This is a genomic window from Rathayibacter sp. AY1A7, assembly GCF_002930845.1.
Taxonomy (GTDB): Bacteria; Actinomycetota; Actinomycetes; order Actinomycetales; family Microbacteriaceae; genus Rathayibacter.
Map to the genome: position 1 here is coordinate 263,465 of NZ_PSTL01000001.1, position 19,031 is coordinate 282,495.

Below are 19,031 nucleotides of genomic sequence, written 5' to 3' on the forward strand. Positions count from 1 at the left end.
CGGATGCGCAGGGTCATCATCCTCGGCTCGACCGGGTCCATCGGCACGCAGGCTCTCGACGTCATCGGCGCGAACCGCGAGCGGTTCGAGGTCGTCGGCCTCGCCGCCGGCTCGAACCGGGCGGCGGTCGCCGAGCAGGCGTCCGCGTTCGGCGTCGAGCACACGGCGTTCGGCGCGGAGGAGGCCGAGCAGCTGATCCGCTCGGTCGACGCGGACGTCGTGCTGAACGGGATCACCGGCTCGGTGGGGCTCGGCCCGACGCTCGCGGCGCTCGAGGAGGGCAGGACGCTCGCCCTCGCCAACAAGGAGTCGCTGATCGTCGGCGGCGAGCTCGTCACCTCGCTCGCCGGTCCCGGTCAGATCGTGCCGGTCGACTCCGAGCACTCCGCGATCGCCCAGGCCCTCCTCGCGGGCGAGCACCGCGAGGTCCGCCGCCTCGTGCTGACCGCGTCCGGCGGGCCGTTCCGGGGACGCGACCGCGCCTCCCTCCGCGACGTCACTCCGGCGCAGGCGCTCGCACACCCGACCTGGGACATGGGCCTGGTCGTCACGACCAACTCCTCCACTCTGGTCAACAAGGGGCTCGAGGTGATCGAGGCGCACCTGCTCTTCGACGTCCCCTACGACCGGATCGACGTCACCGTGCACCCGCAGTCGGTGATCCACTCGATGGTCGAGTACGTCGACGGCTCGACGATCGCCCAGGCCTCGCCGCCGGACATGCGGCTCCCGATCTCGCTCGGCCTCGACTGGCCGCACCGCGTCGCCGGGGTCGGCGTCCCGCTCGACTGGAGCCGCTCCCACTCCTGGACGTTCGAGCCGCTGGAGGAGGAGGCGTTCCCCTCGGTCCGGCTCGCGAAGCGCGTCGGGGAGGCGGGCGCCTCCTACCCGGCCGTGTTCAACGCGGCGAACGAGCAGGCCGTGCAGGCGTTCCACGCGGGGCGGATCGGCTACCTCGACATCCTCGAGACGGTGGAGGCGGTGGTCGATGCGCACAGCGTCGACGGCTCGCTGACCCGCGAGTCGCTGGCCGCGGCGGAGGAGTGGGCGCGCCGCACGGCGGACGAGCGGATCGCCGGAGTCTGACCAGGGGTCATCCGGACGGGCTCCGTCTCCGCGGATCCTTGTCGGCGGACGTCGCGCCGCTGATCCGCTCGGCCGCGGAGTTCATCGGATCCGTGCAGGCGCACCCCAGCGTGGACGGGCGGGCCCGGCCTACAGTGTGTCGGTGGAATCCGTGCTGCTCTTCGTCCTCGGCGTCGTCATCATCGCCGTCGGCGTCGCCCTCTCCATCGCCCTGCACGAGGTCGGGCACCTCCTCCCCGCCAAGCTGTTCGGGGTCAAGGTCACGCAGTACATGATCGGGTTCGGGCCGACCCTCTTCTCCCGGCGACGCGGCGAGACGGAGTACGGCGTCAAGGCGATCCCGCTCGGCGGCTACATCGCCATGATCGGCATGTACCCGCCGAAGCACCCGGGGGACCGGCCCACGGAGTCGAGCACAGGCTTCTTCAACGGCCTGGCGTCCTCCGAGGCCCAGCTCGAGGAGCCCCGGCGCGGCGCCTACGCCACGATGATCGACGAGGCCCGTGCCGCCAGCGCCGAGACGATCGGCGACGGCGAGGACCATCGCGCGTTCTACCGGCTCCCCGTGTGGAAGCGCGTGATCGTCATGGCCGGCGGCCCCTTCATGAACCTCGTGATCGCCACGGTCCTCTTCACCGTCCTCCTCTGCGGCATCGGGATCCCGCAGAGCACCAGCACCCTCGCCGCGGTCTCGCAGTGCGTGGTCCCGGAGTCGCAGCGCGCGACCGCGACCTGCACCGCCGACGACCCGCTGGCACCCGGAGCCGCGGCCGGCCTGCTGCCGGGCGACACGATCACGGCGATCGACGGCACTCCGGTGAGCACCTGGAACGACCTGACCCCGATCATCCAGCGCTCCGCGGGCATCCCGCTCAGCGTGTCCGTCCAGCGCGACGGCGCCCCGCTGACCCTCACGATCACCCCCGCCGAGAACGAGGTCGCGGTGACCGACGCGAACGGCGCCCCCGTCACCGACGCCTCCGGTGCGATCGAGACGCAGACGGTCGGCTTCATCGGCATCTCGCCCACGTCGGCCCTCGCGCAGCAGCCGCTCACCGCGGTGCCCGAGACGGTCTGGTCGAACATCACCAGCGTCGCCCACGTGATCCTCAACCTGCCGCAGCGCCTCATCGACGTCGCCCAGGCGGCGTTCGGCTCGGAGGCGCGCGACGCCAACGGCCCGATCAGCGTCGTCGGAGTCGGCCGGATCGCGGGCGAGATCGCCGCCTCCGACCAGCTCCCCGTCGTGTCGAAGGTGCAGACGATGGTCGGCGTCCTCGCCTCGCTCAACGTCGCCCTCCTCGTCTTCAACCTGGTGCCGCTGCTCCCCATGGACGGCGGCCACATCGCCGGCGCCCTCTGGGAGGGCCTGCGCCGCCGGATCGCCAGGCTCCTCGGACGCCGCGACCCCGGCCCCGTCGACATCGCCCGCCTGCTCCCGCTCACCTACGTCGTCGTCCTCGTCCTCGGCGGCATGAGCGCCCTCCTCATCTACGCCGACATCGTCAAGCCGATCACGCTGTTCTGAGTTGGATTCCACGCCGGTCCTCGCCCGGCGTGGCGCGGTCGGCTTCTCGGGGTGGGGGCGTGGGTGGAGCGGGGTGCGGACGGCTGGGGCGAATCGCTGGGACGCGATTCACCCGTTCGCCTCGGGGGTGGCAGGGCGGTCGCTGACCGGCGTGGCGCGGTCCGCTCTGTGAAAGGGAGCGGGCTGGCAGCGTCTGCGGTGAATCGCTCGGATGGGATCGGCGGTTCGGCTCGGGAGCGAGGCGACCGCGGATCGTCGTGCGGTCTCGGGCTGAGAGCAGGTGCGGTGGACGGGTTCCGAGGCGCGCAGGAGGGGCGGCGGCTGGGAAGGTGCGGCGAGCGGACGAGGGGTCCCGCGGCGCGCGTACGATGGGGCGCGTGCCAGCAGTGAATCTGGGTCTTCCCAAGGTCCCCATGACCCTCGCCCCCCGCCGCAAGTCCCGCCAGATCAAGGTGGGCAAGGTGCTCGTGGGCGGTGACGCGCAGGTCAGCGTCCAGTCGATGTGCACCACACCGACGACGAACATCAACGCGACCCTCCAGCAGATCGCCGAGCTCACCGCGTCCGGCTGCGACATCGTCCGCGTCGCGGTGCCGAGCCGCGACGACGCGGAGGCGCTGCCGATCATCGCCAAGAAGAGCCAGATCCCGGTCATCGCCGACATCCACTTCCAGCCGAACTACGTCTACGCCGCGATCGACGCCGGCTGCGCCGCGGTCCGCGTGAACCCCGGCAACATCCGCAAGTTCGACGACCAGGTCGGCAAGATCGCCGCCGCCGCGAAGGCCGCCGGCGTCTCGATCCGCATCGGCGTCAACGCCGGCTCGCTCGAGCCGAGCATCCTGCAGAAGTACGGCAAGCCCACCCCCGAGGCCCTCGTCGAGAGCGCCGTCTGGGAGGCCAGCCTCTTCGAGGAGCACGACTTCCACGACTTCAAGATCTCGGTCAAGCACAACGACCCCGTCGTCATGGTGAAGGCCTACCGCCAGCTCGCCGAGCGCGGCGACTGGCCCCTCCACCTCGGCGTCACCGAGGCCGGCCCCGAGTTCCAGGGGACGATCAAGTCCGCCACCGCCTTCGGCATCCTCCTCGGCGAGGGCATCGGCGACACCATCCGCGTGTCCCTCTCGGCCCCGCCCGCGCAGGAGGTCAAGGTCGGCCTGCAGATCCTCCAGTCGCTGAACCTCCGCGAGCGCAAGCTCGAGATCGTCTCCTGCCCCAGCTGCGGCCGCGCGCAGGTCGACGTCTACACGCTCGCCAACGACGTCACCGCCGGCCTCGAGGGCATGAGCGTCCCGCTGCGCGTCGCCGTCATGGGCTGCGTCGTCAACGGACCCGGCGAGGCCCGCGAGGCCGACCTGGGCGTCGCCTCCGGCAACGGCAAGGGCCAGATCTTCGTCAAGGGCGAGGTCATCAAGACCGTCCCCGAGGCCGAGATCGTCCAGACCCTCATCGAGGAGGCCAACCGCCTGGCCGCCGAGATGCCGGCCGACGACACCTCGACCGGAGCCCCGGTCGTCACCGTCGGCGCGAACTGACGGCGCGGGGCGGATCGACGTGGTCCGCCCCGCACTGCGCCTCGCGCTCGTGGTCGTCGCCGCCGCGCTCCTCGCCTCCGGTGTCGCCGCGCTCCGCAGCGGCCCGTCCTCCGAGGCCGGCGAGTGCATCGACAGCCGCACCCCGCAGGACCCCTTCGGCTGCGACCGCTGGGTGCTGACCGCGGCAGAGGGGGAGACCCCGTACACGGCCTGGGTCGAGGACGCCCGCGTTCGCCTCCGCTCGGAGAGCGTCGGGGGTGCGCCGACCCTGGTCGTCGGCACGGGCTGCCTCGTGGTCAGCGCCGCCTACCGGATCGACGACGGCGTGCTGGTCCCCGGCGATGAGGTGACCGGATCCGACAGCTGCTCCGACACGCCGAGCCCCGAGGCCATCCGGCTCCGGGCGCTCCTCTCCGGCCCGATGACGATCGGCGGCACCCCCGACGAAGTGCTGCTGGACGGCACGGGCGGAGCGGTCGTCTTCTCGCGGATCCCCGACTGAGGCTCCCGGCGCCCTCGCGAGCCGGGGGAGCGCAGCGGATAGGATCGTCCCTCGTGGTCACCCGTCTCTCGCATCTGTTCGTCCGCACGCTCCGGGAGGATCCCGCCGACGCCGAGGTCGCGGGCCACCGCCTCCTCGTCCGCGCGGGCTACATCCGCCGTCAGGCGCCCGGCGTCTTCGCCTGGCTGCCGCTGGGCCTGCGCGTCAAGCGCCGCATCGAGCGGATCATCCACGAGGAGATGGAGGCGGCCGGCGCCCAGGAGGTGCACTTCCCCGCGCTCCTGCCCCGCGAGCCCTACGAGCTCTCGGGCCGCTGGACCGAGTACGGCGACGGCGTGTTCCGCCTGAAGGACCGCAAGGACGCCGACTACATGCTGGCTCCCACGCACGAGGAGTTCTTCACGCTGCTCGTGAAGGACCTCTACTCCTCCTACAAGGACCTGCCCCTGTCGATCTACCAGATCCAGGACAAGTACCGGGACGAGGCGCGGCCCCGCGCGGGCCTCCTGCGCGGCCGCGAGTTCACGATGAAGGACGCGTACTCCTTCGACTACACCGACGCCGGCCTCGACGCGAGCTACCAGCGCCAGCGCGACGCCTACGAGCGGATCTTCGCCCGCCTGGGCCTGGAGTACGTGATCGTGCAGGCCGACGCCGGAGCGATGGGTGGCTCCCGGAGCGAGGAGTTCCTGCACCCCACCCCCGTCGGCGAGGACACCTTCGTCCGATCGGCGGGAGGGTACGCGGCGAACGTCGAGGCGTACCGCACGCCCGTCCCCGCGGCGCTGCCCGTCGAGGGCCTGCCCGAGGCGCGCGTCTTCGACTCGCCCGACACCCCGACCATCCAGACCCTGGTCGACCTGGCGAACGCGACGCAGCCCCGCCCCGACGGCCGCGCCTGGACCGCCGCCGACACCCTGAAGAACGTCGTCCTCGCGCTCACCGCGCTCGACGGCACCCGCGAGCTCGTGATCGTCGGCCAGCCCGGCGACCGCGACGTCGACCTCAAGCGCGCCGAAGTGGCCTTCGCCCCGGCCGAGGTCGAGGCCGCCACCGCGGAGGACTTCGCGAAGCACCCCGGACTGGTCAAGGGCTACATCGGACCCTGGTCGGCCGAGGGAGCCGTCCTGGGCGAGGAGTCGGCGACCGGCGTCCGCTACCTGCTCGACCCGCGCGTGGTCGACGGCACCGCGTGGATCACCGGGGCCAACGTCTCCGGGCAGCACGTCCTCGACCTGGTCGCCGGCCGCGACTTCCACGGCGACGCCACCGTCGAGGTCGCGGACGTCCGCACCGGCGACGAGGCGCCCGACGGCTCGGGCCCGATCGAGACCGCCCGCGGCATGGAGATCGGCCACGTCTTCCAGCTCGGCCGCAAGTACGCCGACGTCCTCGGGCTGAAGGTGCTCGACGAGAACGGGAAGCTCGTCACCGTCACGATGGGCTCCTACGGCATCGGCGTGACCCGCATCCTCGCCATCATCGCCGAGGCCACCCACGACGACCGAGGACTGCTCTGGCCCGCGAACGTCGCGCCGTTCGACGTGCACGTCATCGCGACCGGCAAGGACGCGGCGGCTCTCGAGCTCGCCGAGTCGGTCGGCGCCTCCCTCGAGGCCGCCGGCCGCGACGTGCTGCTCGACGACCGCCCGAAGGTCTCGCCCGGCGTCAAGTTCGGCGACGCCGAGCTGATCGGGGTGCCCGTGATCGTCATCGCGGGGCGAGGAGCGGCCGACGGGATCGTCGAGCTGTGGGACCGCCGGTCCGGCGAGCGCGAGCAGCTCCCGGTCGCCGAGGCGCTCGCCCGGCTGGGCGCCTAGACCCGACACGCCGAGGGCCCCGCCACCGCTTCCCGTGGCAGGCGGGGCCCTCCGTGCGTCGGCGGGATCCGCGGGTGGAACCCCGGGCCGCGTCGGGTACCCTTGAGGGCTGATCCGGGTGAGAGCCCGGCAGGCGAACGACCGCGGTCACCACCGCGGCATCCAAGTGAATAGAGAGAAAGGCCCGCCCGTGGACATCGACCTGAGCGTTCTGCGACTCATGGAGCGCGAGCGCGAGATCCCCTTCGAGGAACTCGTGCAGATCATCGAGCAGGCGATCCTGACCGCCTACCTCAAGCACATCGGCCAGGCCGACGACGCCGACAAGGCCACCGCCGTCGACGCGCGAGTGCACCTCGACCGCAAGACCGGTCACGTCTCGGTCTTCGTGCCCGAGCTCGACGAGGAGGGCGCCGTCGTGGGCGAGGCCGAGGACTCCCCGCGCGACTTCGGCCGCATCGCCGCCTTCGCCGCGAAGCAGGTCATCAACCAGCGCCTGCGCGACATCGCCGACGAGCACGTGCTCGGCGAGTTCAAGGGCCGCGAGGGCGACATCGTCGCCGGCGTCATCCAGCAGGGCCCCAACCCGCGGATGATCCACGTCGACCTCGGCTCCATCGAGGCGATCCTCTCGCCCGAGGAGCAGGTGCCCGGCGAGGACTACAGCCACGGACGCCGCATCCGCGTCTACGTCACGAGCGTCGGCCGCGGACCCAAGGGCCCGTCGGTCCAGGTGTCCCGCACCCACCCGTCGCTGGTGCGCAAGCTGTTCGCCCTCGAGGTCCCCGAGATCGCGTCCGGCGTGGTGGAGATCGTCTCCCTCGCCCGCGAGGCCGGCCACCGCACCAAGATCGCGGTGCGCGCGACCGAGCCCGGCGTGAACGCCAAGGGCGCCTGCATCGGCGAGCTCGGCCAGCGCGTGCGCGCGGTGACCGCCGAGCTCAACAACGAGAAGATCGACATCGTCGACTACTCCTCCGACCTGCCGACCTTCGTCGCCAGCGCGCTCTCGCCCGCCAAGGTGACCAGCGCGTTCGTGATCGACCAGAGCCTCAAGGCCGTCCGGGCGCTCGTCCCCGACTACCAGCTCTCGCTCGCCATCGGCAAGGAGGGCCAGAACGCCCGCCTCGCCGCCAAGCTGACCGGCGCGAAGATCGACATCCAGCCCGATTCGGTGATGGACGGGGAGTGATCCCCGATCATCGGCCGTGCGGGGGAGCGGTCCCGGAGGGGAGGGAGTAGAGTGGAATCCGTCAGAACGTGCGTCGGCTGCCGTCTGCGCGCCCCCCGGGCCTCTCTTCTGAGGCTGGTCCTCCACTCGAACGTCCTCGCGGTAGACCCGCGTGCCGTCCGTCCTGGTCGGGGAGCGTGGCTCCACGACACAGCCGACTGCTACGAGCTCGCGGTCAAGCGCCGCGCGTTCGGAAGAGCGTTCCGGACACGCGAGAGCGTGGACGCGAGCGAGCTGGAGCAGTACATCGCACGATCCGACCGGCTCGGCCCCTCGACCGGAGGGGCCGGAGCAGCGCACGATCACACCATAGAGAACAGGCAGAACGGCCCGTGAACTGATCATGAGCGAAGACTGATGAGCGGCTCGAAATGAGACCCGTCCGTTCGTGACGCCTGCCCCCGTCTTGGGTGCAGGCCCAAGACAGGAGAGAAGTGGCAAAACCACGCGTACACGAGATCGCATCCGAACTGGGTGTCGATAGCAAGGTTGCACTTGCGAAGTTGAAGGAGCTCGGCGAGTTCGTCAAGGGCCCGTCCTCGAGCATCGAACCCCCGGTGGCGCGCAAGCTCCGCCAGGCCCTCCAGGGCCAGGGCGGTTCCTCCGCGGGAGCGTCGGCGACCCCGGCCGCCCCCGCCGCCGGTGCCCGTCCCGGGGCCCCGCGCCCCTCCGGCGCGCGTCCGTCCGCGCCCACGCCCGGACCGGCCAAGCCGCCCGCTCCGGCGCCGGCACCGCCGATGTCTGTCGCCGAGCGCCAGGCCCAGGCTCAGGCAGCCCAGGAGGCCGCGGCCGCTCAGCGCGCCCAGGCAGCCAAGGACGCGCCCGCCGAGGCCGCCGCTCCGGCTCCGACCGAGGCCCCCGCGGCTCCGGCCGCCGCCGAGAAGCCGGCGTCCGGCGCGACCCCCGGCGGACCCAAGCCCGTGACCCCGCGTCCGGCTCCCGCCGCGAACACCCCGCGCCCCGGCGGCGCCTCGGGCGGCTCCAACCGCCCCGGCGGCACCCCGCGCCCGGGCAACAACCCGTTCGCCAGCAACCAGGGCATGGGACAGCGTCCCGCCGCCCCGCGCCCCGGCAACAACCCCTTCGCCAGCTCGCAGGGCATGGGATCGCGTCCGACCCCGGGCAACATCCCCCGCCCGGCTGCTCCGCGCCCCGGCGCGCCCCGACCCGGCGGACCCGGCATGGGCCAGCGCCCCGCCGGCTTCGGCCAGCGTCCCGGCGGACCCGGCGGCGGAGCAGGACGTCCCGGCGGTGCCGGTCGTCCGGCCGGCGGCGGCTTCCAGCGCCCCGGCGGCGCTCCCGGTGCCGGTGGCGGCTTCGCCCCGCGTCCCGGTGGCGGCGGCGGTCGCGGTCGCGGCCCCGGCGGTGGAACCGCAGGAGCCTTCGGTCGCGGCGGCGGCAAGAGCAAGGCCCGGAAGTCCAAGCGCACGAAGCGTCAGGAGTTCGAGCTCAGGGAGGCCCCGTCGCTCGGCGGCGTCAGCGTCCCCCGCGGCGACGGCAGGACGGTCATCCGTCTGCGCCGCGGCGCGTCGATCTCGGACTTCGCCGACAAGATCGAGGCCATGACCGGCGTGCCGGTGCCCCCCGGCAACCTGGTCACCGTCCTCTTCGCCCTCGGCGAGATGGCGACGGCGACCGAGTCGCTCGACGAGGCCACCTTCGAGGTGCTCGGCTCCGAGCTCGGCTTCAAGATCCAGGTCGTCTCGCCCGAGGACGAGGACAAGGAGCTCCTCGAGGGCTTCGGTCTCGACCTCGAGCAGGAGCTCGACGACGAGACGGACGAGGACCTCGAGATCCGTCCGCCGGTCGTCACCGTCATGGGTCACGTCGACCACGGAAAGACGCGCCTGCTCGACGCGATCCGCAACGCCAACGTCGTCGCCGGCGAGGCGGGCGGCATCACGCAGCACATCGGTGCGTACCAGGTCGTCGCGGAGCACGAGGGCATCGAGCGCCCGATCACCTTCATCGACACCCCGGGTCACGAGGCGTTCACCGCCATGCGAGCCCGCGGTGCCCAGGTCACGGACATCGCGATCCTCGTGGTCGCGGCGGACGACGGCATCATGCCGCAGACCATCGAGGCGCTGAACCACGCCCAGGCGGCCAACGTGCCGATCGTGGTCGCGGTGAACAAGGTGGACAAGCCCGACGCCAACCCGGCCAAGGTGCGCCAGCAGCTCACCGAGTTCGGGCTCGTCGCCGAGGAGTACGGCGGAGACGTCATGTTCGTCGACGTGTCGGCTCGCGCGGGCACCGGCATCCAGGACCTCCTGGACGCCGTGCTGCTCACCGCGGACGCCGGTCTCGACCTGCGCGCCAACCCCAACAAGGAGGCGCGCGGAGTCGCGATCGAGGCGAAGCTCGACAAGGGACGCGGTGCGGTCGCGACCGTGCTCATCCAGTCGGGAACGCTGCGCGTCGGAGACGCGATCGTCGCCGGAACGGCCTACGGCCGCGTCCGTGCGATGGCGGACGAGAACGGCAACGCCGTCCTCGAAGCCGTGCCGTCGCGTCCGGTGCAGGTGCAGGGACTCTCGTCCGTGCCCCGCGCCGGCGACACCTTCCTCGTCACCGAGGAGGACCGCACGGCCCGTCAGATCGCCGAGAAGCGCGAAGCCGCTCAGCGCAACGCCCTGCTGGCCAAGGCCCGCAAGCGCATCTCGCTTGAGGACTTCACCCGTGCTCTCGAGGAGGGCAAGGTCGAGTCGCTCAACCTCATCATCAAGGGCGACGTGTCCGGTGCCGTCGAGGCGCTGGAGGAGTCGCTCGTCAAGATCGAGGTCGACGACTCGGTGCAGCTGCGCATCATCCACCGCGGCGTCGGTGCGATCACGGAGTCGGACGTCAACCTCGCGACGATCGACAACGCGATCATCGTGGGCTTCAACGTCCGCCCCGACCCGAAGGCCCGCGAGCGCGCTGCTCGAGAAGGAGTGGACATCCGCTTCTACTCGGTCATCTACAACGCGATCGAAGAGGTCGAGAACTCGCTCACGGGCATGCTCAAGCCCGAGTTCGAGGAGGTCCAGTCCGGTGTCGCCGAGATCCGCGAGGTGTTCCGCTCCTCCAAGTTCGGCAACATCGCGGGTGTCATCGTCCGCTCCGGCACGATCACCCGCAACTCGAAGGCGCGCGTCATCCGTGACGGCGTCGTGGTCGGGGACAACCTGGCCATCGAGTCGCTGCGTCGCTTCAAGGACGACGTCACGGAGGTCCGTACGGACTACGAGGCCGGTATCGGACTCGGAAAGTACAACGACATCCAGATCGGCGACGAGATCGAGACGATCGAGATGAAGGAGAAGCCGCGAGGCTGATCCGCTCCACTGGAAGGCCCGGGTCCGCCCGGGCCTTCCGGCGTCTCACGGCGCTGTTCGTGCGGGATCGGGAGGGGACTCTCGTCCTCTCGCGCCCTGCGGGAGGAATCGCGGGCCGCCCGTGTCCCGGAGGTGCGCACCCTCCAGCGGGCGCTTCCGCACCCCCGGGTGCGGGCGACCGACCCCGATCAGGCGCTCCTGTATCGGTGGGTGCGCCCGCTGAACGAGCAGCTCGCGAGCAGCGCGCCTGCAGGCGACGTCCGGCTCCCGATCCAGCACCTGAGCCTTCCCACCCCGGTCCCCGAGGATCCGGGGGGCGGACCCGCACTCCCTCCGATCGCGGGCACGGGTGGGGTGCCTCCTCGCGGCTCCTGGCCGGGCCTGGCGGGCGGGCCGCAGGCCCGCGGGAGGGAGCCGCGAGGAGGCACCCCACCCGCGCCGTCGCAGACGCGCGGTCGAGGGGCATCACGCCCCAGAAGCAAGGCCCCCTCGGACGCGACCGGTCGTCCGGGCGGAGAGTGGTTGAATGGCGAGCTGAACGGTTCGCCGAGAGAGATGTGAGGACCAGCCATGGCAGATCCGGCCCGGGCGAGGAAGCTCGCCGAACGTATCCAGGTGATCGTCGCGAAGCGGCTCGAGCGCGGTCTCCGCGACCCGCGCCTCGGCTTCGTCACCATCACCGATGTCCAGGTGACCGGCGACCTGCAGCACGCCTCGGTGTTCTACACGGTCTACGGCACCGACGAGGAGCGCGCCGATTCGGCCGCGGCCCTGAAGGCCGCCACCGGAATGCTCCGCACCGAGGTGGGCAGGAACATCACGTCCCGGCTCACGCCGTCGCTCGAGTTCATCCTCGACGCGGTGCCCGAGAACGCGAAGCACATCGAGGACCTGCTCGCCGCCGCGCGCAGCCAGGACTCGCAGGTGCAGTCGCTCGCCGCTCAGGCGGACTACGCCGGCGAGGCCGACCCCTATGTGAAGCCCCGCGAGGACGACGAGGACTAGGCGCCGAGCCCGAACACCGCGGAGCCCGTGGCGACGTCGACCGATTCCAGGACGACGACGACACGGGCTCCCGGCGTGAGCGGGGCCGGGACGTCGACGGTGATCTCCGGGTCGAGCAGCTGGACCGAGGAACGGGTGCGCGCCGAGGAGACGACGATCCCGCTGAAGGAGGCTCCTTCGCGGCCGCGGAGGACGGCGGCCTCGACGATCGCGGTCGCCGCACGGGAGGCGGCTCCGGCCCGGCGGTCGCTCGCGGCGAGGAGCGGCGGGAGCAGGGGCAGCGCCTCGCGCAGCTGCGACGGGATCGTTCCGCCGCGGGACACCGCGAGGCAGACGGCGAGGCCGAACCGGTCGACCAGGCGCCGCAGCGGCGCGGTGACGTGCGCGTACGGCGCGGCGAGAGCCGCCTGCTCGGGATGCTCCGGCGGGGCGCCGTCGAAGGCGGTGTAGCCGGCGCCGCGGAACAGGCTCGCCGCGGCGTACATGATGGCGAGCTGGGCGGGGTCGGCGGTGTCGAGGCGGCGCAGGTAGGCGCCGTAGGCCTCCTCCTCGGGCCACGGGACGCCGAGCGCCGCGGCTCGGGAGCGGAAGGCCGCGACGGTGGCGGGGTCGGCCTCGGGCATGGTCCGGAGGATGCCCACCCCCGCGTCGAGCATCATCGTCGCCGCCGCCATGCCGGTCAGCAGCGAGACCTGGGCGTTCCAGCCCTCGACGGCCAGGGGAGCGCGGCGCTCGACCCGGTAGCCGCCGTCGGCGGCGACGATCTCCTCCTCGGGCAGCGTCAGGCTCGCTCCTCCGCGCTCGGCCTCGCGCGCCAGGCGCTCGCGTCCGAACCAGGGGAGGAGGACGAGGGAGGGGTGCTGATCGCCCGCGTCGACGCTGCGCTGCACGCCCTCGTAGTCGAGCCGGGCCACGCTGCGGACGAGCGCCCGCTCGAGGTGCACCGAGCGCGGCTCCGCCCGCTCGTCGAGGGTCAGCGTCCAGACCAGCGCTCGGCGCGTCTCGTCCGGCAGGAGCGACGCGGTCCCCTCGGAGAGGACCGCGGGGTGCAGCGGGACGCGGCCGTCCGGGAGGTAGTAGGTCTGGCCGCGGCGGCGCGTCTCGGCGTCGAGCGCTCCGCCGGTGCGGACGACCGCGGGCACGTCCGCGATGGCGTAGCGGAGGACGACGCCCTCCGACGTGCGCTCCAGGTGGAGGGCCTGGTCCAGGTCGAGCGAGCCGGGCGGGTCGATCGTCACGAAGGGGAGGTCCGTCCGGTCGACGCGGTCCTCGTCGTCCGCTCCGGCGTCCGCGTGCTCGGCCTCGGCCAGCGCGGCCGGCGGGAACGGGCCGGGCAGGTCGTTCTCGACGCGGACCGCGGCGAGGGCGCGCTGGACGTCCTGGGCGAGGTCGACGTCGAGGGCGCGCTCGACGGCGGCGTCGGGGCGGGGGAGGCGGAGGCGGCGACCGGTCACGGCGCCGACCCTACCCGCCTCCTCCGACGCGGACGGCGGTCGACGGGCCCTCAGGAGCCGGGGAGGAGGTAGCCGTCCTCCGGGCCGCCCGTCGCCAGGCCGTCGGCGAGGAGCCCGGCCAGGGCGCGACCGCGCTGGTCGGCGTCCGGCCAGAGAGACTCCACCTCGGCCGCGGTGACCGGGCCGTGCGCGGCGCGCAGCTCGGCGAGGATGAGGCCGCGGACCTGGCGGTCCGAGCCCTCGAACCGCTTCTGCTTCGCCTTCACGGGCCCGGTGTGCTCGGGGTACCCCTCCGCCCGCCAGCGGCAGAGGTCGCGGATCGGGCACTCGTCGCAGCGCGGAGCGCGGGCGGTGCAGACGATCGCCCCCAGCTCCATCGCGCCCGCGTTGAAGGCCGCCGCCTCGGAGAGCGACTCGGGCAGCAGCGCCGACATCGCGGCGAGGTCGGCCCTCGCGCGGGGCGGGCCGGGCTCCGCCGCTCCGTCGACCGCGCGCGCGAGGACCCGGCGGACGTTGGTGTCGACCACGGGGTGCCGCCTCCCGTAGGCGAACACGGCGATGGCGCGGGCGGTGTAGTCGCCGATGCCGGGCAGCGCGAGGAGGGTCTCGACGTCGTCGGGGACCACGTCGCCGTGCTCCTCGGCGATCGCCACGGCGCAGGCGTGCAGGCGCAGGGCCCGCCGCGGGTAGCCCAGGGACTGCCAGGCGCGCACCGCCTCGCCGGGCGGGACGGCGGCGAGTGCGGAGGGTGTCGGCCAGCGCTCCAGCCACTCCGCCAGACGCGGGACGACGCGGACCACCGGGGTCTGCTGCAGCATGAACTCGCTGACGAGCGTGCCCCAGGCGGGGAAGTTCTCGCGGCGCCACGGCAGGTCGCGGGCGCTCGTGCGGAACCAGGCGGTGATCGCGTCGGCGAGAGGGTCGGAGGGCATCAGCCCACACTAGGCGGCGGCGCGTATCGTGGGCGGATGACCAGGTGGGCTCCGCAGAAGGCCGATGTGCTCGACGCTCTCGCGGCGGAGGTGCTGCACAACTACGGGCGCGGACGGGTCAAGGTCGGGATCGACGGCGACGACCCCGCGGGGAGCGCGGCGTTCGCGCTCGACCTCGCGGAGGCGCTCCGCCGGGCCGGCAAGGACGCGATCGTCGCGCACCTCGCCGACTTCCGACGTCCCCGCGCCGATCGGGACGACCCCGCCGTGCCCGAGGAGCAGCGCTCCTACGCGGCCGGGTACGACTACGAGCTCCTGCGCCGCGTCCTGCTCGATCCGTTCACCCTCGGCGGCAGCACCGGGTTCGTGCTCGCGGGCTTCGACGCGGTGCGCGACGAGGCGCGGCAGGCGCGATGGCGGACCGCCGGCCGCGACGCGGTGCTGCTCGTCGACGGCGAGTTCGCCCTCCGGCCGGAGCTGCGCGGCGCGTGGAGCACCAGCATCCGCCTCGACACGCAGGAGCCGCCGGTGGACGCGGCGTACCGCGCCACGACGGATCCGCGCCGGCTGGCGGGGATCCTCGTCGACATCCGCGATCCGGAGCAGCCCCGGCGCCTCTTCGCCGACTCCTGCTGAGCCTCGGGACGGAGGCCGCCGCCGCGGGCGGCGTCGGTCCGACAGGGCCGCGGGCTCAGACCAGGGCGGCGCGGCGCACGACCTCAGCCGGCGGCACGAAGGCGCCCGCCCGCTCGACCTCGTGCACCAGGTCGACCAGCAGCTGGTTGACCGGTGCCTCGCGCCCGCCGCGGTGAGCGGTGCGGACCACGGCCCCGGCCAGGTGGTCGATCTCGCTCGGCACTCCGCGGCGGACGCTCTGCAGCGTCGACCCGGGGTTCGGCACCTCGCCCATCCGCGCGGCCATCCGGCGGGGGAGCAGCTCGACCAGGGGCAGGGGAGCGGCGGCCAGGGCGCGGACGGACGCGTTCGAGAGTCCCTGCAGCGAGCCGAAGCGGACGCCCGACGCGAGGCCCGTCCGGGCGGCCTCGCGCATCGACCGGGCGAGGACGCGCCGCAGCCCCGGATCGACGATCGTCTCCTGGACCGAGAGCCCGGTGATCGCGGGCAGGGCGTTGACCTCGTTGATCAGCAGCTTCGTCCACTGCGCTCCGGTGAAGTCGTCGGTGACGGCGGTGGGGACCGCCTCGCCGAGCACGGCGGCGGCCCGGCGCACGTCGTCGTCGGCCGGGCGGCCGGGGACGCCGAGCGTGGTCGTGGCAGGAGCCGTGACGGTGACGCGGCCGGGTTCGAGGTGGCTCGCGGCGAAGAGGGCGAGAGCACCCACGAGCCGGGCGTCGCGCACCTGCCGGGCCGCCGCGGTGAGTCCGTCCAGTCCGTTCTGGACGACGACGACGAGGGTGCCGTCGACCGTGCGGCGGTTGGTTCGCAGCGCGTCCTCGGCGTCCTGCGCTTTCGTGCAGACGAAGGCGAGATCGGGTGCCAGATCGAGGGACTCGCCGCAGCGGACCCAGGCGGTGTGCTCGCCCCACGCCCCGTCGAGCCGGATCCCCGACCGGCGGATCGCGGTGAGGTGGTCGCCTCGGGCGGTGACCTCGACGTCGTGCCCGGCGCGGTCGAGAAGGGCGGCGATGGTGCCGCCGACGGCGCCTGCTCCGAGTACTGCGATCCTCATCCGGACAGCCTAGGACGGGCGGGGGAGGGCTCCGGCTCCACCCCGGGAGTACTCCCGATCCGTCCGTGTATCCTCGCACCCGTGCTCGAGACCCCCGCCCCGGCTCCGAACGGGATCCTCCTGCTGGACAAGCCCGGCGGCATCACCAGCCACGACCTCGTCTCGCGGACCCGCCGTCGCGCGGGGACCCGCAAGGTCGGCCACGCGGGAACGCTCGATCCGATGGCGACCGGGCTGATGATCCTCGGTCTCGGCCCCTCGACGCGCCTGCTCACCTACCTCGTCGGCCTCGACAAGCAGTACGAGGCGACGATCCGGCTGGGCTCCTCCACCACCACCGACGACCAGGAGGGCGAGGTGCTCGCCTCGGCGGAGCCCGCCCTCGTCGCGGCCCTCGCCCCGGAGTCGGTGTCCGACGCGATCGCGGCCCTCACCGGAGCGATCGAGCAGGTCCCGAGCACGGTCAGCGCGATCAAGGTGGACGGCCGCCGCGCCTACGCCCGCGCCCGCGACGGCGAGGAGGTCGTGCTCGCCTCCCGCCCCGTGACCGTCTCGGAGTTCGCCGTCCTGGCGAGCCGCCCGGTCGAGGGGTTCCTCGACCTGGACGTGCGCGTCACCTGCTCCTCCGGCACCTACATCCGCGCGCTCGCCCGCGACCTGGGCGCGTCCCTCGGAGTCGGCGGCCACCTGACAGCGCTGCGGCGCACCGTGGTCGGCCCCTTCTCCGTGGCGCAGGCCGGCGAGATCGACGAGCTCGACGTCCCCGCCGCGCTCCTGCCGCCGACGCTCGTGGCGGGCGAGCTGTTCCCCCTGCTGCGCCTCGACGCCCAGGAGGCGGGCGATCTCGCGAACGGCAAGCGCATCCCGGCCCCGGAGGCGGTGGCGGGAGCGAAGGGCCTCCTCGCCGCGGTCGGCCCGGGGGAGCGGCTGATCGGCCTCGCCGAGCGGCGCGGCACCCAGCTCAAGAGCGTCGTCAACTTCCCGACCGAGGACCTGCGGACGGCCGCCTCGTGATCGAGTGGTTCACGATCCTCCAGGTGGGGATCGCCGTCGCGGCCGGCCTGCTCTGCCTCGTGCTCGGGCTGCTCGCCCGCCGTCCCTCGGACGTCTCGGTCGGCGCGACGGCGATCGTCGAGCTGCTGCTGATCGTCCAGCTGGCGGTCGCGATCGTGTCGCCGCTGGTCGGCAACCGCCCGTCGGGGAGCCTGCCGGAGTACTACATCTACCTGATCTCGGCGCTGCTCCTGCCGCTCGCTGCCGGGTTCTGGGCGCTCATCGAGCGGAGCCGCTGGAGCACCGTGATCCTGGGCGTCGCCTGCCTCTCGATCGCGGTCATGGTCTACCGGATGCACCAGATCTGGTTCTTCCAGAGCGCCTGATCGGGCCCGCCACCGGGCCCGGCCCGGCGAGCGCCTAGCATGGACGTGCGATGTCGAAACCAGCCAGCGATGCGTCCGGACGGGCCGCTCACGACCCCTCAGTCCCCTCGGCCCCCGGGAGCGGCGAGCCGACCCGTTCCGCCCGCTCGCGCGGGATCGGCAGCCTCCTGGTCGTGGTCTACGGGATCCTCGCGCTCGCCGCGACGGGGCGCTCCGTCTTCCAGATCATCGATCGGTTCGACGAGGCGCCGCTGGCGTTCTCGCTCTCCGCGCTCTCGGCCGTCGTGTACGTCGTCGCGACGGTCGCCCTGATCGTCCCGGGCCGCGCCTGGCAGCGCGTCGCGTGGGTGACGATCACCTTCGAGCTGGTGGGCGTGCTCGTGGTCGGCGCGCTCAGCCTCCTCGCTCCGCAGCTCCTCGGGCTCGCGAGCGCCGACCCGTTCGGGCGCCAGTCGACGGTGTGGGCGGCCTTCGGCGCCGGCTACCTGCTCATCCCGCTCGTCCTGCCCGTGCTCGGCCTCTGGTGGCTCCGCGTGCAGGGGCGGCGCACGCCCCGGGCGGCCGCCTGATGCGCGTCGAGACCCGCCCCGGCGACCTGGCCGGGATCGGACCCTCCGCCGTCACGATCGGCAAGTTCGACGGCGTCCACTCCGGGCACCGGGCCGTCATCGGCCGGCTGCACGAGCGGGCCCGCGAGCAGGGGCTCGCCGCCGTCGTCGTCACCTTCGACCGCAATCCGCTCAGCGTGATCGCGCCGGAGAAGTGTCCGCCCGTCCTGGTCGGCAACGAGCAGAAGCTCGAGCTCCTCGCCGGGACCGGCGTGGACGCGACGCTGCTGCTCACCTTCGACGAGGCGTTCCGGGCGCTCTCACCCGAGCAGTTCGTCGAGCAGGTGCTGGTGGAGGCGCTCGAGGCCCGTGTGGTCCTCGTCGGCTCCGACTTCCGCTTCGGCGCCCGGGGAGCGGGCGACGTCGACCTGCTGCGCGTGCTCGGCGGGCAGCACGGATTCGAGGTGGTGCTGATCGACGACGTGCGGCCCGAGGACGGCCGCCGCGTCTCCTCCACCTGGATCCGCGAGCTGCTGGCCGAGGGCGACGTGGAGCACGCGACGCGCCTGCTCGGGCACGAGCCCGTCGTCCGCGGCGTGGTCGTGCACGGAGCGAAGCGCGGCCGCGAGCTGGGCTTCCCGACCGCGAACCTCTCGCCGCAGTCGCAGGGCCTGATCCCGGCCGACGGCGTCTACGCGGGCCGGCTCACCACCGACGGCGTCACGCATCCCGCCGCGATCTCGGTCGGCAGCAACCCGACCTTCGTCGGAGTGCCGCCCAAGCAGGTCGAGGCGTACGTGCTCGACCAGACGCTCGACACCCTCGACCTCTACGACCGCGTGGTCGACGTGGCGTTCGTCGGCCGGATCCGCGGCCAGGTCGCCTACGAGGGCGTCGAGCCCCTCATCCGCCAGATGAACCACGACGTGGTGCAGGTCCGCGAGGTCCTCGGCATCGACTGAGCGGGATGCCGGCCGCCGCCTAGCAGGGGCCGCGGG

The 19,031-nt window shown here is 73.0% G+C and carries 17 protein-coding genes; 14 read left to right on the top strand and 3 right to left on the bottom strand.

Annotation, left to right across the window (positions count from 1 at the left end):
• Positions 1–3 precede the first annotated feature (3 nt).
• The 9 genes from C5B95_RS01155 (at position 4) to rbfA (ending at position 12,030) form a co-directional block, all read left to right on the top strand.
• Positions 4–1,086 (top strand): 1-deoxy-D-xylulose-5-phosphate reductoisomerase, encoded by a 1,083-nt coding sequence (locus C5B95_RS01155; RefSeq protein ID WP_104348291.1) that lies wholly within the window; start codon positions 4–6, stop codon positions 1,084–1,086.
• 142 nt (positions 1,087–1,228) lie between these two features.
• Entirely contained in the window at positions 1,229–2,614 is a 1,386-nt protein-coding gene (locus C5B95_RS01160; RefSeq protein WP_258059728.1) for an RIP metalloprotease, read from the top strand.
• Positions 2,615–2,991: 377 nt separating this feature from the next.
• On the top strand, positions 2,992–4,152 hold the full coding sequence (gene ispG / locus C5B95_RS01165; protein WP_173244694.1) for a flavodoxin-dependent (E)-4-hydroxy-3-methylbut-2-enyl-diphosphate synthase: 1,161 nt from the start codon (positions 2,992–2,994) through the stop codon (positions 4,150–4,152).
• A 19-nt stretch (positions 4,153–4,171) separates the two neighbouring features.
• A complete protein-coding gene (locus C5B95_RS01170; RefSeq protein ID WP_104348293.1) occupies positions 4,172–4,654 on the top strand; it encodes a hypothetical protein in 483 nt (160 codons plus the stop codon).
• 53 nt (positions 4,655–4,707) lie between these two features.
• The gene (locus C5B95_RS01175) at positions 4,708–6,474 is read left to right on the top strand and encodes a proline--tRNA ligase (protein WP_104348294.1); all 1,767 of its coding nucleotides are present in this window, start codon (positions 4,708–4,710) and stop codon (positions 6,472–6,474) included.
• Positions 6,475–6,664: 190 nt separating this feature from the next.
• Positions 6,665–7,666 carry a transcription termination factor NusA gene (nusA, locus tag C5B95_RS01180; RefSeq protein WP_104225180.1) on the top strand — a complete coding sequence of 334 codons (1,002 nt, stop codon included), beginning with the start codon at positions 6,665–6,667 and terminating at the stop codon, positions 7,664–7,666.
• Positions 7,667–7,717: 51 nt separating this feature from the next.
• Positions 7,718–8,041: a YlxR family protein gene (locus tag C5B95_RS01185; protein WP_104348295.1), complete on the top strand. Its 324-nt coding sequence runs from the start codon at positions 7,718–7,720 to the stop codon at positions 8,039–8,041.
• Between the two features lie 98 nt (positions 8,042–8,139).
• The gene (gene infB / locus C5B95_RS01190; RefSeq protein WP_104246572.1) at positions 8,140–11,025 is read left to right on the top strand and encodes a translation initiation factor IF-2; all 2,886 of its coding nucleotides are present in this window, start codon (positions 8,140–8,142) and stop codon (positions 11,023–11,025) included.
• Between the two features lie 570 nt (positions 11,026–11,595).
• On the top strand, positions 11,596–12,030 hold the full coding sequence (rbfA, locus tag C5B95_RS01195; protein WP_104223052.1) for a 30S ribosome-binding factor RbfA: 435 nt from the start codon (positions 11,596–11,598) through the stop codon (positions 12,028–12,030).
• Here rbfA and C5B95_RS01200 read toward each other — a convergent pair.
• Both C5B95_RS01200 and C5B95_RS01205 read right to left on the bottom strand, forming a co-directional pair.
• The gene (locus C5B95_RS01200) at positions 12,027–13,484 is read right to left on the bottom strand and encodes a ribonuclease catalytic domain-containing protein (RefSeq protein ID WP_104348296.1); all 1,458 of its coding nucleotides are present in this window, start codon (positions 13,482–13,484) and stop codon (positions 12,027–12,029) included. The genes rbfA and C5B95_RS01200 overlap by 4 nt on opposite strands.
• A gap of 50 nt (positions 13,485–13,534) precedes the next feature.
• On the bottom strand, positions 13,535–14,416 hold the full coding sequence (locus tag C5B95_RS01205) for an A/G-specific adenine glycosylase (protein WP_104223054.1): 882 nt from the start codon (positions 14,414–14,416) through the stop codon (positions 13,535–13,537).
• A 36-nt stretch (positions 14,417–14,452) separates the two neighbouring features.
• On the opposite strand from C5B95_RS01205, the gene C5B95_RS01210 reads away from it, so the two are divergent.
• Complete coding sequence (locus C5B95_RS01210; RefSeq protein ID WP_146076470.1) at positions 14,453–15,052, top strand: hypothetical protein; 600 nt, start codon at positions 14,453–14,455, stop codon at positions 15,050–15,052.
• A 55-nt stretch (positions 15,053–15,107) separates the two neighbouring features.
• On the opposite strand, the gene C5B95_RS01215 is transcribed toward C5B95_RS01210, so the two are convergent.
• Positions 15,108–16,106 (bottom strand): ketopantoate reductase family protein, encoded by a 999-nt coding sequence (locus C5B95_RS01215; protein ID WP_104246568.1) that lies wholly within the window; start codon positions 16,104–16,106, stop codon positions 15,108–15,110.
• A gap of 81 nt (positions 16,107–16,187) precedes the next feature.
• On the opposite strand from C5B95_RS01215, the gene truB reads away from it, so the two are divergent.
• Genes truB through C5B95_RS01235 form a run of 4 tightly spaced genes read left to right on the top strand, consistent with a single transcriptional unit; the run spans position 16,188 to position 18,995 of the window.
• Positions 16,188–17,120 carry a tRNA pseudouridine(55) synthase TruB gene (gene truB / locus C5B95_RS01220; RefSeq protein WP_104348298.1) on the top strand — a complete coding sequence of 311 codons (933 nt, stop codon included), beginning with the start codon at positions 16,188–16,190 and terminating at the stop codon, positions 17,118–17,120.
• Positions 17,117–17,485 carry a hypothetical protein gene (locus tag C5B95_RS01225; RefSeq protein ID WP_104223058.1) on the top strand — a complete coding sequence of 123 codons (369 nt, stop codon included), beginning with the start codon at positions 17,117–17,119 and terminating at the stop codon, positions 17,483–17,485. The genes truB and C5B95_RS01225 overlap by 4 nt, the downstream gene beginning before the upstream one ends.
• Positions 17,486–17,535: 50 nt before the next feature.
• Entirely contained in the window at positions 17,536–18,054 is a 519-nt protein-coding gene (locus C5B95_RS01230; protein ID WP_258059729.1) for a hypothetical protein, read from the top strand.
• Positions 18,054–18,995, top strand: coding sequence for a bifunctional riboflavin kinase/FAD synthetase (locus C5B95_RS01235; protein WP_104267021.1), 942 nt, complete (start codon positions 18,054–18,056; stop codon positions 18,993–18,995). Before C5B95_RS01230 ends, C5B95_RS01235 begins: the two co-directional genes overlap by 1 nt.
• Positions 18,996–19,031: the final 36 nt, after the last annotated feature.

Excerpts from the sequence above, each read along its gene's own strand:
- C5B95_RS01155 (WP_104348291.1), top strand. The coding sequence starts at position 4 with ATGCGCAGGGTCATCATCCTCGGCTCGACCGGGTCCATCGGCACGCAG.
- rbfA (WP_104223052.1), top strand. The coding sequence starts at position 11,596 with ATGGCAGATCCGGCCCGGGCGAGGAAGCTCGCCGAACGTATCCAGGTG.
- C5B95_RS01205 (WP_104223054.1), bottom strand. The coding sequence starts at position 14,416 with ATGCCCTCCGACCCTCTCGCCGACGCGATCACCGCCTGGTTCCGCACG.
- C5B95_RS01210 (WP_146076470.1), top strand. The coding sequence starts at position 14,453 with ATGACCAGGTGGGCTCCGCAGAAGGCCGATGTGCTCGACGCTCTCGCG.
- C5B95_RS01215 (WP_104246568.1), bottom strand. The coding sequence starts at position 16,106 with ATGAGGATCGCAGTACTCGGAGCAGGCGCCGTCGGCGGCACCATCGCC.
- C5B95_RS01230 (WP_258059729.1), top strand. The coding sequence starts at position 17,536 with ATGTCGAAACCAGCCAGCGATGCGTCCGGACGGGCCGCTCACGACCCC.
- C5B95_RS01235 (WP_104267021.1), top strand. The coding sequence starts at position 18,054 with ATGCGCGTCGAGACCCGCCCCGGCGACCTGGCCGGGATCGGACCCTCC.